Source organism: Streptomyces venezuelae (genome assembly GCF_008642275.1).
Lineage (GTDB): Bacteria > Actinomycetota > Actinomycetes > Streptomycetales > Streptomycetaceae > Streptomyces > Streptomyces venezuelae_E.
Map to the genome: position 1 here is coordinate 867,810 of NZ_CP029189.1, position 13,834 is coordinate 881,643.

At 75.5% G+C, this 13,834-nt stretch carries 10 protein-coding genes and 1 pseudogene; 1 reads left to right on the top strand and 10 read right to left on the bottom strand.

All coding sequences use genetic code 11. The annotated features are described in order from the left end of the window. Nucleotides 1-108: 108 nt before the first annotated feature. The 10 genes and pseudogenes from DEJ51_RS03820 to DEJ51_RS03865 all read right to left on the bottom strand — a co-directional run. Nucleotides 109-3,063 (bottom strand): helix-turn-helix transcriptional regulator, encoded by a 2,955-nt coding sequence (locus DEJ51_RS03820; RefSeq protein ID WP_223835650.1) that lies wholly within the window; start codon nt 3,061-3,063, stop codon nt 109-111. A 106-nt stretch (nt 3,064-3,169) separates the two neighbouring features. Beyond that, a complete protein-coding gene (locus tag DEJ51_RS03825) occupies nt 3,170-3,844 on the bottom strand; it encodes a response regulator (protein ID WP_150256258.1) in 675 nt (224 codons plus the stop codon). Next, the gene (locus DEJ51_RS03830; protein ID WP_150256260.1) at nt 3,832-4,959 is read right to left on the bottom strand and encodes a sensor histidine kinase; all 1,128 of its coding nucleotides are present in this window, start codon (nt 4,957-4,959) and stop codon (nt 3,832-3,834) included. The genes DEJ51_RS03825 and DEJ51_RS03830 overlap by 13 nt, the downstream gene beginning before the upstream one ends. A gap of 258 nt (nt 4,960-5,217) precedes the next feature. Next, nucleotides 5,218-6,801, bottom strand: coding sequence for a molybdopterin-dependent oxidoreductase (locus DEJ51_RS03835; protein WP_150256262.1), 1,584 nt, complete (start codon nt 6,799-6,801; stop codon nt 5,218-5,220). 119 nt (nt 6,802-6,920) lie between these two features. Then, a complete protein-coding gene (locus DEJ51_RS03840) occupies nt 6,921-7,580 on the bottom strand; it encodes an alpha/beta fold hydrolase (RefSeq protein ID WP_150256264.1) in 660 nt (219 codons plus the stop codon). Further along, nucleotides 7,577-8,422, bottom strand: coding sequence for a DUF1295 domain-containing protein (locus tag DEJ51_RS03845; RefSeq protein ID WP_223835651.1), 846 nt, complete (start codon nt 8,420-8,422; stop codon nt 7,577-7,579). Before DEJ51_RS03845 ends, DEJ51_RS03840 begins: the two co-directional genes overlap by 4 nt. Then, nucleotides 8,419-9,714, bottom strand: coding sequence for an SAM-dependent methyltransferase (locus tag DEJ51_RS03850; protein WP_150256266.1), 1,296 nt, complete (start codon nt 9,712-9,714; stop codon nt 8,419-8,421). The genes DEJ51_RS03845 and DEJ51_RS03850 overlap by 4 nt, the downstream gene beginning before the upstream one ends. Next, complete coding sequence (locus tag DEJ51_RS03855; protein ID WP_223835652.1) at nt 9,711-10,475, bottom strand: DUF1365 domain-containing protein; 765 nt, start codon at nt 10,473-10,475, stop codon at nt 9,711-9,713. Before DEJ51_RS03855 ends, DEJ51_RS03850 begins: the two co-directional genes overlap by 4 nt. Further along, nucleotides 10,472-11,728, bottom strand: a complete 1,257-nt coding sequence (locus tag DEJ51_RS03860; protein ID WP_190620194.1) for an NAD(P)/FAD-dependent oxidoreductase — start codon at nt 11,726-11,728, stop codon at nt 10,472-10,474. The genes DEJ51_RS03855 and DEJ51_RS03860 overlap by 4 nt, the downstream gene beginning before the upstream one ends. Before the next feature lie 190 nt (nt 11,729-11,918). After that, nucleotides 11,919-12,497, bottom strand: a pseudogene (locus tag DEJ51_RS03865) (sigma-70 family RNA polymerase sigma factor); the annotation flags it as partial. A 97-nt stretch (nt 12,498-12,594) separates the two neighbouring features. Between DEJ51_RS03865 and DEJ51_RS03870 the strand changes: the two are divergent. Further along, nucleotides 12,595-13,689, top strand: coding sequence for a MerR family transcriptional regulator (locus DEJ51_RS03870; RefSeq protein ID WP_150256273.1), 1,095 nt, complete (start codon nt 12,595-12,597; stop codon nt 13,687-13,689). The last annotated feature ends 145 nt before the right edge of the window (nt 13,690-13,834 follow it).

Sequence of the window (13,834 nt, forward strand, 5' to 3'; positions counted from 1 at the left end):
ACACCGCCTCTGACATCGCCCTTCTCCAGCACAGCGGGCGCCGTCGGCCGGATCGTGCGCGGGGTGCCGCTGTCGGGCGGCGGCCCGTCGGCCCGGCTTTCCCGACCCCTACGCCACCAGGCCTCGGGTGGCGGTGGCGAAGGCCGTCCGGTTCGGATGGCCGGTCTTCTGCAGGAGGCTCGCCACGTGTTTCTCGACGGTGCGCGGCGAGATGTGCAGGCGGCCGGCGATGTCCTTGTTGCTGATGCGTTCGGCGACCAGCCGGGCCACCTCGAACTCGCGGACGGTGATCCCGCAACGGCGCAGGTCCGGCGGCACGCGCTCGGTGCCCGTGCGCCGCTGCCGGACCGGGGCGCCCATCCCGCGCAGCAGCGCCCGGCTGGCTCCGGCGACCGCCTGGAGGCCGGCGTCGTGGAAGTACTCCTCCGCCTCGCGCAGCCACTCGACGGGCGTGCCCCAGCCGTCGTCGTACGCCGACTGCGCCACCAGGCGCAGACACAGCCTGCGTGCCATGGGGAAGGGTTCGGCGGCCTCCAGCGCCTCGCTCGCGGCGGCGGTCGCCTCGTCGGGGCGGCCCTCGCGGCCGAGCAGCACGGCGTGGGCCAGGCCGGCGAACTGACGGTTCCAGCGGGTGGCTCCGGCGCCGGCGCCGGCGAGCGTGGCCTCGGCGTGGTGGCGCCGGCCCATGCGGCCGGCCAGTACTCCGAGCAGCAGGATGACGCCGTGTCTGCCGAAGTCGCCCGTCGCGGGGTTCTCCGCGTCGTGGGCGAGGGCCTGCGCGAACTCCTGCCCGGCGGCCTCGTGCCGTTCCTCCAGCAGCGAGCAGACCGCCCGCGCCAGCCCGTACGACATGGCGCGCAGTCCGGGCGCCGCGTCCAGCAGCGGGGCCAGTCGCTCCAGTGCCCCGCGCATCTCGGCGCGGCGGCCCTGGTGGGCGTACCGTACGGCCTCGGCCAGCCGCAGCATGGCCAGGGGGCGGCCGAGTCCCAGCCGGGAGGCATCGGCGGCCGCCTCCCGGATCCGGTCGCGGGCCTCGTCGAACCGTCCGTGCCGGATCCGGTCCAGTGCGAGGACGAAGCCGGTTTCGTGGGCCAGGGGCAGCAGGCCCGTGCTCAGGGCCTCCTGGCGGGCCGCTTCGAGCCGGGTGGACCGGCCGTCGCGGCTCGCGGCGACGATGGCCAGGTGTACGTCGGCGGCCGCGCGCGGCACGGGGAGCCGCCGGGCGAGGGCGATGGCGCGCGCCCGCCGGAAGTGGGCCGCGGCCGTGGGCCCGTCCTGTTCCCGGGTCAGTTGCCCGAGCAGCAGCAGGGCCCGGCAGGCGACCTCGGGCAGGTCGACGCGCTGGGCGGCCCCCAGTGCCCGGTGGGCGTACCGGATGGCGGTGCGCAGCCGGTCGGGTGCGAGCCGGCTCAGTTCCACCTGCGCGGCGGATAGGTCGACGAGGGCGGCGTACTGGTCGGCCGGGCGGCTTCCGAGCAGTGCGCGGGCGATGTCGAGGTGCCACAGGGCTTCGGCGGGGCGGCCCTGCAGGGTGGCGATGTCGCTCAGCCGGGCGTGGAGTCCGGCGCGGCGCTGGGCGGGCAGGCCGGGCTCACCGCCGTCGCCGCCGAGGGTGTCCAGGAGCGCGGCGGGCGCGGGCAGGCGGTCGAACCGCGCCGAACGGGCGACGGCGTCCAGCAGCCGCTCCAGCACGGTGGCGTGCAGTTCGGGCGCGGTGCCCGGTCCGACGAGCCGGTGGGCCCGGGTCAGCAGCTCCACCGTCCGGTCCACCGCGCCCTCGGCGGCCGCCCGCCCGGCCGCCTCGGCGTACAGGCGGATGGCCTCGGGGGTGTCACCGGCGTGCTCGTGCAGCTGGGCGGCGTGCTCGCACCACGTCCCGGGCAGCCCGGGGTGGAGGTCGGCGAGGGCGCGCGCCAGCCGCCGTACGTGTCCGGCCCGCTCCCCGGGGCCGAGGTCGGCCAGCAGGGCCTCGGCGGCGAGCGGGTAGCGGAAGCCGTACCACTGGGCGCCCGGCCCGTCGGGCGTGATCAGGTACGAGGCGACCGCGGCCCGCAGGACCGCCGTCAGCTCGGCGTGGTCACGGCCGAGGGCGCGCTCCAGTACGGGCAGTGCGAAGCGCCGGCCGAACAGGGCGGCCATGCCGAGGAGTTCCACGCCCAGCGGGCCGAGCCGCCCTGCCCGGCGCCTGACGTCGTCCGCGACGGTGGGCGGGACGGCCTCTCTCCCGGGGTCGCGGCGGGCGGGGCGGCCGGTGAGGTGGTGGACGATCTCCTTGACGACGAAGGGGATTCCGGAGCTGCCGTCGACGGCGCGATGGACGAGGTCGGGGCAGACCTCGACCGGCGGGACGCGCAGCTCGGCCGCGATGAGCAGGTGCACGTCGGGGCGGCTGAGGGGGGCGAGGTCGAGCACCGCCGCGCCGCGCCGACGGGCCCGCGCGGCGAGTTCCGTCGCCGCGCACGGCGCGCACCCGGTGACGAGGAGGAGCACGGCCGGCTGGGGTCCGATGTGGTCGAGGAGGTATTCGACGACCGCCAGCGTGCCGGCGTCGGCGTCGTGCAGGTCGTCGAGGACGAGCAGGCAGCCCTGCCGCTCCCCGACGACGGTGAGCAGACGCAGCATGGTCTCGGCGACCACGAGGTGCGGGGCGGCGCCCGCGTCCGTGTCCCGTGCCCCGGCCAGCAGGCGGGCCATGACGGGCCCGTGGCGGCCGAGTTCCTCCGGGTCGGGCAGCAGGCCGGCCCGGGACAGCTGGAGCAGCGCCTCCACCAGCGGCCGGTACGGTACGGGTGAGCCCACCGCGCCGGCCCGCCCCCGGACCGTGACCATGTTCGTCTCGGCGGCCACGGCGAGGGCCTCGGCGGCGAGCCGGGTCTTGCCGACACCGGGCTCCCCGGTCACGAGGAGTGCCGTGCCGCGCCCGGCCCGGGCGGCCGCCAGCGCGAGCATGATCTGCCCCATCTCGGGTCCCCGGCCGACGAGTTCCCCCCGCCTCGGGTGCGGTCCGCCGTCCGAGCCCGTGGCGCTACAGTCCTCCGGCAGCGCCGGCCAGAAGATGGACACCGGCTCGTCCCCTTTCCGGCGGGCCCTCCGAGGCGCCGCCGGGACGACGATAGGGACGGTGCGCGTGCCCCCTGTAGCCGTCCGTTTGGGGGGCTTGCGCGGGTGGTCAGCCCGCGTCGAGGCTGTCCTCCCGTACCCGCCGGGCGAGGTCGAGCTTGGTGTAGGTGGGGCGGCCCGCCTGCTGGTACTTGGCCTTGACGCGGTCCAGGTAGTCCTTGGCGGTGTGGACGGTGATGCCGGCGCGGCGGGCGGCGGATTTCAGGGTCAGTCCGGAGGCGTAGTCGAGGAGGATCTGCCGTTCCCTGGGCGAGAGGCGGGGTCGTGCGGGGCTGTCGTCGTAGGCGCAGGCGAAGGCGAGTTCCGCGGAGAGCGCGCCCTGGCCCGAGGCCAGGTCCTTGATGGCGGCGACCAGGGTGGGCAGGTCGTGGTCCTTGGTCAGGTAGCCGTCGGCGCCGGCTCGGACGGCCTCGATGATCCGGGAGCGGTCGGGCACCGTACTGATCATCAGGACGCGGCTGCCGCTCCGCAGCAGCCGCCGGATGTTGTCGGCGGGCTCCGAGCCGTCGCGCAGGACGAGATCGAGGAGGACGATGTCGGGCGGGGAGTAGCCCGTCGCCCCCAAGCCGTACGGGCGTTGCCCGTCCGGTGTGCCGAGGAGCTCCCCGACGGTGGCGGCGGTCGCCACGAGCCGCAGCTCCGGCACGCCGCCGAGCCAGGCCCGCAGGCCGTCGAGGAGCATCCGGTCGTCGTCGACCACCGAGACGGTGATCACCCGGGCCATCTGAGCTCCACCCGTACGCCCTCGCCGGGGGCGCTGTCGACGGTCGCCCGGCCGCCCACCTCCGTCATCCGGTCGTGGACCGAGCCGCGCAGGCCGAGGCCGGGCTCGCACCGTTCGGGGTCGAACCCGGGCCCCCGGTCGACCACGGTGACGACGGCTGCCCCCGGTGCGTCCGGGTCCCCGGTGGCGGTGAGGTAGGCGTGTCCGGTGCCGGCGTGGCGCCGTACGTTGTTCAGGGCCTCGCGGACGGCGTCCCCCAGCGCGGCGGCGACCTCGGGGGGTACCCGGGGCAGGTCGTGGTACTGGGCGGTGACCCGCAGCTGGAGGCTCTCGACGGATCCGACCGCCTCCTCCAGGGCCGTGCCGATCTCCCGGTGGTGGACCTCCGCGGCGGTCTGCTGGATCAGCCGGCGCAGGTACGCGGCTTCGCGTGCGCAGCGCTCGCGCACCTCGGGGGCATTGGCGTCGACCGAGCCGGAGGCCAGGGTGGTCAGGGTGGCGAGGACGGTGTCGTGCAGCGCCCGGTGGTGTTCCAGCCGCTCGGCGTAGCGCGCCTTGTGGGTTTCCGCGGTCACCGCGCGGGCGTTCGCCTCGTCGAGGAGCCGGCCCTGGCGGAGCAGGTACCACCGGAAGAGCCAGGTCATGACGGCGGAGGAGACGAGCGAGTTGAGGTGGCCGAGAAGGATGGCGGGGCTCGCGCCCACCGCCTCGTAGCCGATGACGTGGGTGAGCACGAGCAGGGCGATGGCGGTGAGGGCGTGGAGCCGTCCGAGGGCGATGGCCGCGACGGCGCTCGCCGACCCGCCCAGCAGCATCGCCCACGCGATCGCGGGCGGCTCCCGCACTCCGCCCCACGCGCAGAGGGCCAGGGGCAGCACGCAGCCGGTGACCACGACGTCCGCCCAGATGTGGCGCCGGTCGAACCAGCCGCGGCGCAGGGCGGCGCCGTAGGTCAGCGCGCTCAGTCCGAGGGCTGCGGCGAATCCCGCGTACTGCAGGGGGAGTTCCGACCGGCGCTGGGCGACGGCGAGGGCGCCCACCGTGAGGTGGCTCGCCCGGTACAGGAGGGTGGCGACGATCATGAAGGACTGGGCGCGTTGCAGGCCCGATCCCACCCCACTCGTCCCCTGTGACACCCGCAGGCGCCGTACCGGTAAGGACAGCAACGCCAAGACCACACCCTCCCGTACCGATTTGCCAGTGACATCGGCCATTTTGCCCCAGCAGGTGCACGTCAAATAGGCGGGTACCGGCCTGCTCGCGGGCTTGGCCGAGGTGGCACCACAGGTCGGCCGGAAAGGAGTTCCCGACACCGGGCCGGCGCCGTTCCGCGGCCGGTCCGACGCCTGTTCCGCCCCTGTCCGACACCCGTCCTACGCCTCTGCGGCCATGACGACGACGGAATGCCGGCCGCTGGCTCCGTCGGGGAGGGTCGGGGCGCGCCGTTCGGTCTGGGTCTCGCCCGTCCGGTCGGTGGCGCGGACGGTGAGGGTGTGCGTACCGGGTGTGGCCCGCCAGCGGTAGGACCACTGGCGCCAGGTGTCGCGGGTGTCCTCGGTGGCCAGATCGGCCTCCTGCCACGGTCCGTCGTCGACCTGGACCTCGACGCGGTCGATGCCGCGGTGCTGGGCCCAGGCGACTCCGGCCACCGTCACCGTGCCCGCGGCGGGGCGCGCGAAGGGCTTGGGGGTGTCGATGCGCGCCTGGGTCTTGACCGGCGCCTGCGGGGCCCACGCGCGCTTCACCCAGTACGGGTCGTACGCGTCGAAGGTGGTGAGCTCGATGTCCTCGATCCACTTGCACGCCGACACGTACCCGTACAGGCCGGGTACGACCATCCGCACCGGAAAGCCGTGGGCGAACGGGAGCGGCTCACCGTTCATCCCGACCGCGAGCAGGGCGTCCCGGCCGTCCATGACGTCCTCGACGGGGGTGCCCAGCGTCATGCCGTCGACGGAGCGGGCCACCAGCTGGTCGGCGGGTCCGCCCTGCGACGGGGGGCGTACGCCGGCCTCCGCGAGCAGGTCGCCGAGCCGGGCGCCGAGCCATCTGGCGTTGCCCGCGTACGGTCCGCCGACCTCGTTGGAGACACAGGTCAAGGTGATGTCCCGTTCGACGAGGGGCCGGTTGAGCAGGTCCTGGAAGCTGAGGTTCAGGTCGCGGCGCACCCCCTTGCCGTGGATCCGCAGCCGCCACGTGTCCGCCGGGACCCGGGGGACGACCAGCGCCGTGTCGACGCGGTAGAAGTCCTTGTTCGGCGTGGTGAAGGGGCTGATCCCCGGGACGCGCAGGGCCGCGCCCGGGGGCAGGTCCGGCGCCGGTGACGCGGGGGCCGGCAGGACCACGGCCTCCCGGGAGGCGATCGCGTCGCCGGACTGCGACGAGTTCAGGGCCCGGCCCACGGCCCCCGTCCCGGTGCCGAGAGCCGCGGCGGCGCCGGTGAGCAGCAGGAAACGGCGGCGGTCCCAGCCGGTGCCCCCGGCCGTCGGGGCGGCCGGGGGCCGGGCTGTCACGAGCGGTCCGGTCAGCACGTACAGCGCGGCGGCTCCGGCCAGCGCGCCCACCAGGGACGGCAGGGCGTCGGCCGGCCCGCCGGAATCCGGCCGGTTCAGCGCGGCCGCCGCTCCCACCAGGCCGAAGAGGAACACGCCGGCTGCCGCGGTCCGTCGCCTGCGCAGGGCGAGCAGGCCCAGGGCCATCGCCAGGAGGGCCGTCACGGCGAGGATCCCGAGCTGCAGGACGAGCTTGTCGTCGGCCCCGAAGGTGCGGATCGCCCAGTCCTTGACCCCGGCCGGTGTGCGGTCGACGACCGCTCCCCCGACGGCGGTGACCGGACCGGCCTCGGGCCGGATCCCCGCCGCGGCCAGTTCCGCCAGCGCCAGGGCCGCGTAGCCGGACACCAGCCCGGCCAGCGCGGCCGCCGCTCCCCGCCCGATGACTGCCTTGTCGATGCTCACACCCGTGCCTTCGCGGCGCCGCGGCCACCGGATTGGTCGTTCACCCCTGAGAGGCGTCCCGCCGCCCGGGGGCGGGACGCCGGGCCCTCCCGTAGTGGCTCGGCAGCCCGGGGCGCGGCTCAGTCCCGGGTGACCAGGCTGGTGACGAGCGCCGCGGTGCGCCGGTGCCAGGCGCCGGCGCCGCGGAGCATCGCGTGACCGCCCGTGGGCATCGGGATGGCGGTGGCGTCGGCGCCCGCGAGCCGGGACCGGCGGACGAACTCCCAGGACCCGGCGGCCGAGGTGACCCGGTCCTGCTCGTCGTGGAGCAGGTAGAGCCGGCGGCCCGCGAGGTGGTCCACCGGTTCGTCCGGCGGACACCAGGGGGCGAGGGCCACCACGCCGTGGACCAGGGGCGCGCCGGCCGCCCGCAGCGCCGCCCGGCCGCCCATCGAATGACCGACGAGGACCACCGGGACGTCCCCGGCGAGGCCGCGCAGGCGCGCGAGGGCTTCCTCCGCGTCCCGGGCGGCGTCGCAGCGGGCGCCGTTCCAGCCGCGGTGCCGGTAGCGCACCTCCGCCACCAGGACCTCGCGCCCGCGCGTCGCGCGGGCGACGGCGGCCGCGAAGGGCCGCATCCGCAGCGCGGGCAGGTTGACCAGGGGCGGCGGCTCCGTCCCCGACTCGCGCCCTCCGTGCAGCAGCAGGACCGCGGCCGCCGGCGTCGCGGGGGACGTACGGAGCACCAGGGCGCGGCCCTCGCCGGTGGCCTCCGTGTCCCGCTCGGTCCCGGCGCTCACCCCGCCTCCCGGGGTATGCGGCGCGGCGGGCGCGGGAAGAACCCGCTGGTGCGGGCGGCGTAGGCGGCGTAGCCGGGCCGGTCCGCCATGTGCGCCTCCAACAGTCTCTTGCCGCTGCCCCAGATCAGCAGCGCGCTCATCACCAGCGGTGAGACCAGTGTGAGTGCCGCAGTCTGCCAGGTCGCACAGGCCAGCAGGTAAAGACCCCACCAGACGAGGAAATCGCCGAAGTAGTTGGGGTGCCGCGTCCAGCTCCACAGACCCCGGTCCATGATCGCGCCCCGGTTCCCGGGGATCTCCTTGAAGCGGGCCAGCTGGAAGTCGCCGACGCCCTCGAAGAGCAGCCCGGTGGCCCACAGCAGCAGGCCGGCGGCGGCGAACGGCCCGAGCGGCAGGGCCGCGTACGAGGCGGCCTGCACGGGCAGCGAGACGAGCCAGACCAGCGCGCCCTGCAGGAGGTACACCTTGCGCAGGGCGTAGAGCCGGGGGCTGCCCGGCGCCCTGGCGAGCATGCGGGCGTAGCGCGGGTCCTCGCCGTGCCCCCGGCCGCGGCGGGCGATGTGCGCGGCGAGCCGCAGTCCCCAGACGACGGTCATGGCGGCGACGGCGAGGCGCCGGGCGTCGTCGCCGTGTCCGGCCGACAGCAGGTAGCTGGTGAGTGCCACTGCGGCGAAGGCGATCCCCCAGGCGACGTCGACGATCCGGTGCAGGCCCTTCGCCGTGCCGATGGCGAAGGTGACCAGCATGACGGCGAGGGCGGCGCCCGCCGCGACGGCGAGGTTGACCGCGAAGGCGCCCCAGTCGACGCCGTCGGCGAGGACCTGCGCCGCCGCGGCGTTCACGGGGTCGCCCCGGGCACCGGGTCGGCGGTGAGCAGCAGTTGGCGTACGTCCAGGTAGTGCGAGCGGAATCCGGCCTCGGAGTAGGCGAGGTAGAGCTCCCACATGCGGTGGAAGGTGCGGTCGAAGCCGAGGGCGGCGACGGAGTCGGCCTGTCGGTCGAACTCCTCGCGCCACAGCCGCAGCGTCTCCGCGTAGTGGTCGCCGAAGCCGTCGTCCGCCACCGTGCTCAGTCCGGCCGCCGCGCTCGCGCGGGCGATCGCCTCACGGGAGGGGATGAGCCCGCCGGGGAAGATGTACTTGCTGATCCAGGTGTGCGTGCGGGCGGTCACGAGCATGCGCTCGTGCGGCATGGTGATGGCCTGGAGGGCGACGCGGCCGCCGGGGGCGAGGAGCCGGCGCAGGGCGGCGAAGTAGGTGGCCCAGTACTCGGCGCCGACCGCTTCGATCATCTCCACGCTGACGACGGCGTCGAAGGAGCCTTCGACGTGCCGGTAGTCGCGCAGTTCGACGGTGACCCGGTCGCCGAGGCCGGCTGCGGTGACGCGTGCGCGGGCGAGGTCGCGCTGCTCGGCGGAGAGCGTCACGGTCACCACCTGGGCGCCCCGGGAGGCGGCCCGGATCGCCAGCTCGCCCCAGCCGGTGCCGATCTCCAGCAGCCGGGTGCCCGGGCCGACGTCCGCGAGGTCGAGGAGCCGGTCGATCTTTCGGTGCTGGGCGGCGGTGAAGGTGGCGGGTGAGGCGGGGAACGCGGCGAAGACGGCCGAGGAGTAGCTCATGCTCCGGTCCAGGAACAGGGTGAACAGTTCGTTGGACAGGTCGTAGTGGCGGTGGATGTTCTCCCGTGCCCCCTCGGGGGTGTTGCGCTGCTGCTCGGGGCGCCTGCGGACCCAGGCGTCGCGCAGCCGGCGCAGCGGCGCCGGCACCAGGTCGTCGACGTGGCGGGCGAGCACCGTCAGGGCGCCCACCAGGTCGTCGCTGTCCCACTCCCCCGCCATGTAGGACTCGCCGAAGCCGATCAGGCCGTCCACGCCGATCCGGCGGTGGAAGGCCTCGGGGTCGTGGAGGGTGAGGGTGGGCAGGGCTTCCGCCTGCCGGGGAACCCGGTACGCGGGCGGCTCGCCGCTGCCGCGGCGGACCCGCAGCGGGAGCCGGGCGAGGGCCCGGCCGATGATCCGCTCGGCGAGGGCGGTACGCAGGCCCGAGGCGCGGGGCGGCCGGGCCACGTCGGGCCAGCGCGCCGGGTCGACGGGTGCGAGCGCGCGCTCGTGGGCCGGGATGTACGAGACGGTCACAGGGTGCCTTCCTGCGGGGGACGGACGGGACGGGGGCGGACCGGGAGGCCGCGGAGGAAGAGGCGGATGCCCTGGAAGCGGATGCCGGCCGAGACCCGGGCGGTGGACCAGGGGTGGCGCAGGGCCGCACCCAGCAGGGCGCGGGCACCGGCCGGGCGGTGGCGGCCGGTCACGGTCGCGGTGAAGGGGCAGGTCCCGTCGTCGTGGCGTAGCTGCACGGTCAGGTCGAGCCGGTCGCCGGGGACGGGCAGCCGCATCCGGTAGAAGCCCTCCACCGCGAAGAAGGGCGAGACGTAGAAGTCCTTGGGGACGTCGGTCAGTCCGTCGGCACCGGGACGCAGCAGGTAGCAGTGGCGCTCCCCGTAGGTGTTGTGGACCTCGGCGACGACGCAGACCGGGGTGCCTTCGCGGTCGTGGCACCAGTAGAGGGTCAGGGGGTTGAAGACGTGCCCGAGGACCCGGGCGTGGGCGAGCATCAGGACCTGCCCGTCGGCGTTCTTCACCCCGTGGGCGGCCAGCTGCGCCTCCAGGCCCGCGCGCAGGGTGGGTGCCCGCCCGCCGAAGTGGTCGCGGGGGTCGAAGCGGGCCAGTGGGCGCAGCGCCCGGGGTATGCGGGGCGGTTCGTCGATGTCGACGAGCCACAGGTAGGTGCGCTGCCGGAAGGCGTGGCGGACGGGGGTGTTGCGGGTGTGGGCCACCGTGCACTCGTACAGGGCCGGTACGCGGGGCGGGTCGTCCCGCCGCGCGGAGGTGCCGTTCACCACCGCACCCCCAGGGCCTCGGCGGCGGCGACGCCGGAGCGGCACCCGTCCTCGTGGAAGCCCCAGCCGTGGTAGGCGCCGGCGAAGGCGGTCACGGACGTGTTCAGCCGGGGCAGTTCCTGCTGTGCGGCGACGGACCGGGGGGTGTAGACGGGGTGTTCGTAGACCATGCGGGCGATCACGTCGAAGGGGTCGACGCGGCCGCGGGCGTTGAGGGTGACGATGTGCGGCTCGGCGGTCGGCAGCCGCTGGAGCCGGTTCATGTCGTAGCTGACCTGGACGGACTCGGGCCGGGCCGAGCAGGAGGGGAGCCAGTAGTTCCAGGAGGCGCCCGCGTGCGCGGAACGGGGCAGGAGTGAGGTGTCCCGGTGCAGCACGGTGGGGTTGCGGGAGTACGTGAACGCGCCGAGGATCCGGACCTCGTCCTCGGTCGGATCGGCCAGCAGGCGCAGCGCCTGGTCGGGGTGGACGGCGATGACGACGGCCGCGTACGGGGTCGAGTCGCCGTCCGGGGTGACCACGCGCGCGTGGTCGGCGGCGCGCACGACGGCCCGGACCGGAGTGGAGGTCCGGACGGAGGTCAGGTGTTTGGCGGCCTTGGCCACGTAGCTCGCCGAACCGCCCGTGACCGTACGCCACTGCGGGGATCCCTTGACGGACAGCAGCCCGTGGTGGGCCAGGAAGCGGAAGAGGTACCGGGCGGGGTACTGCAGGGCGGTGTCCGGTGCGCACGACCAGACGGCCGCGACGAGCGGGATGGCGAAGTGGCCGACGAAATACCGGGAGAAGCCGCGCCCGTCGAGGAACTCCCCGAGGGTCTGCCCGTCGTCGGGGGCGTCGAGCAGCCGCCGGGCGGCCCGGTGGAAGCGCGGGACCTCGGCGAGCATGCGCAGGTGGCGGCCGCGCAGCAGGTTGCCTCCGCCGAGCAGTCCGGCCGCGCCCCGGGCGCCCGCGTACTCCAGGCCGCAGCCGTCGCACCGGACGGACATGCTCATCTCGGATTCCTGGGTGGTGACGCCGAGTTCGCGGAACAGCCGCAGCAGGTGCGGGTAGGTCCGCTCGTTGTGCACGATGAATCCGCTGTCCACGTGGACCGTTCCGGCGTCCTCGGTGGGCAGTTCATGGGTGTGGGCATGGCCCCCGAGGCGGTCGTCCGCCTCGTACAGCACCACGTCGTACGTGCTCTGCAGGATGTGGGCGGCCGTCAGTCCTGCCACGCCCCCGCCCACCACAGCGACTCTCCGACGGTCCACGTCACTCAACCCCTCGCGCTCGCCTGCCCCGCACGGCCGGTGCCGGGCGTTTCACGGGTACTTCGGTGCCGGACGGCCGGTGGATGGGATCTTGTTCCGACGGGTGCGCGGGGTGCCGGCCGGCCGGCCCGCTCCGGCCGCCGGCCCCGCCGCCACCGGCGCCTCCGCCGCCCCCGCGCGTCTCGCCGCCGAGGCAGTGGCGCATCCGGTGCATCCCCCGCCGGGCGTGGCTCTTGACGGTGCCGAGCGGCAGCCCGGTGCGTTCGGCGATCTGGGCCTGGGTGAGGTCCGCGTAGAAGGCCATGGCCAGCACCTCCCGCTGCGCGCGGGGCAGTTTCGCCAGCTCGCCGGTGACGAGCAGCCGGTCCAGGACGGTCTCCGGGCCCGTCGGCGGTTCGCCCGCGGGCGGCAGGGCGGCGCCGGCCGCGGCGACCAGGTCGAGCCGGCGGGTGCGGGCCGTGAGGGCGTCGGCGATCTTGCGCCGGGTGATGCCGACCAGCCAGCCGGGGAACGGCCCGCGGTCCGGCCGGTAGTTGGCCCGGCCCTGCCAGGCGGCCAGGAAGACCTGCTGGCTGACGTCCTCGGCCTCCCGGGGGTCTCCGAGGGTGCGGGTCGCCAGGGCGAGGACGAGCCCGCCCCAGCGCCGGTACGCGGCGCCCAGGCACCGCTCGTCGCCGCGTACGAAGCCGTCGGCGACCTCCTGGTCGGGAAGCCGCTCCCGGGCCGTGGTCACGGGGGACGGCCGGACGGTGACGCTCTGTGCGCTCATGGCGACTGCTCCTCGGGCCGGGACCGTTCCCGTCCAGACTCCGGCCCGTCCGCGCATCGATTCCACTCGCATCGATTGTGCGTCGCATGATGGAGGTATGAACGAGTCCGCACGGTCCGGCGAGCGCGCACCGCGTGACGAGCGCGCAAGGCATGACGAGCACCACGAATCCGCGCACGGCGTCACCACCGGGGCCGTGGCGCGACGGCTGGGGGTCGCCCCCACGACACTGCGTTCCTGGGACCGGCGCTACGGCATCGGGCCGGCCGCCCGCGAGGACGGCCGGCACCGGCGGTGGACCTCCGGGGACATCGCCGTCCTGCAGGAGATGTGCCGCCTGACCGCGTCGGGCGTGCCGCCCGCGGAGGCCGCGCGGGCCGCGCGCGCCGCGCGGGCCGGGTCGGTGCCCGCCCCGTCCGCGGCCCCCTCCCCCTCCCCCGCACCAGCCCGCGAGCCGGGATCGGGCAACGGCCTGCCACTCGGCGACGTGCGCCAGGAGTGCCGGGGGCTGGGCCGGGCCGCCGTCCGCCTCGATTCACCGACCATGGACGAGATGCTCGGCTCGCTGATCGGCGAGTACGGCCTGGTCACCACCTGGGAGGAGGTGATGGTGCCGACCCTGCACGCCGTGGGGCGCAAGTGGGAGACCTCCGGCGACCAGTACGTCGAGGTCGAGCACCTGCTCTCCTGGCACGTCTCGACCGCGCTGCGCCGCGTGGGCATGGGGGCGCCGTCCGCGCCCCGGACGAGCGCGCCCCCGATCCTGCTGGCGTGCGTACCGGGCGAGCAGCACACCCTCCCGCTGGAGGCGCTCGCCGCCGGTCTCGCCGAAGTGGGCCTGCCCGCCCGGATGTACGGGGCGGCGGTGCCACCGGAGGCACTCGTCCAGGCCGTGCGCCGGACGGGACCCGCCGCGGTCGTGCTGTGGGCCCAGGCCCGCTCCACCGCGCACCATGCCCTGGCCCGGCACGTCGCAGAGACCGCCTGGGGTGTCAAGGGGGCCCGGGCCCGTACGACGGTCCTCCTCGCGGGCCCCGGCTGGGCGGGGCCCGTACCCGCCCCCGGCATGCTGCGCCCCGGCGGGCTGCGGGAGGCGCTGGGCCTGCTGCGCGGGCTGTACGAGGCCGCGGCGACGACCACGGCGGGCGGGGCCGCGCCAGGGGGCGGCGGGGCGGCCCCTCAGCGCTCCTGACCGCTGCGGCCGGGCGGCGTCGGTGACGTGGGTCCACTCGTCGGAGGCACCCCGGACACCGGAGACGAGGACGATCGTCGGGGAGCCGGATCCGCGGTGACGACGGCGGGCAGGTGACGGGCCCGGGCCGGGCGTCTTCCGAACA

What these genes read in the sequence shown, in the direction of transcription:
- DEJ51_RS03825 (WP_150256258.1), bottom strand. Translation starts at nt 3,844, where the DNA reads ATGGCCCGGGTGATCACCGTCTCGGTGGTCGACGACGACCGGATGCTC.
- DEJ51_RS03870 (WP_150256273.1), top strand. Translation starts at nt 12,595, where the DNA reads ATGAACGAGTCCGCACGGTCCGGCGAGCGCGCACCGCGTGACGAGCGC.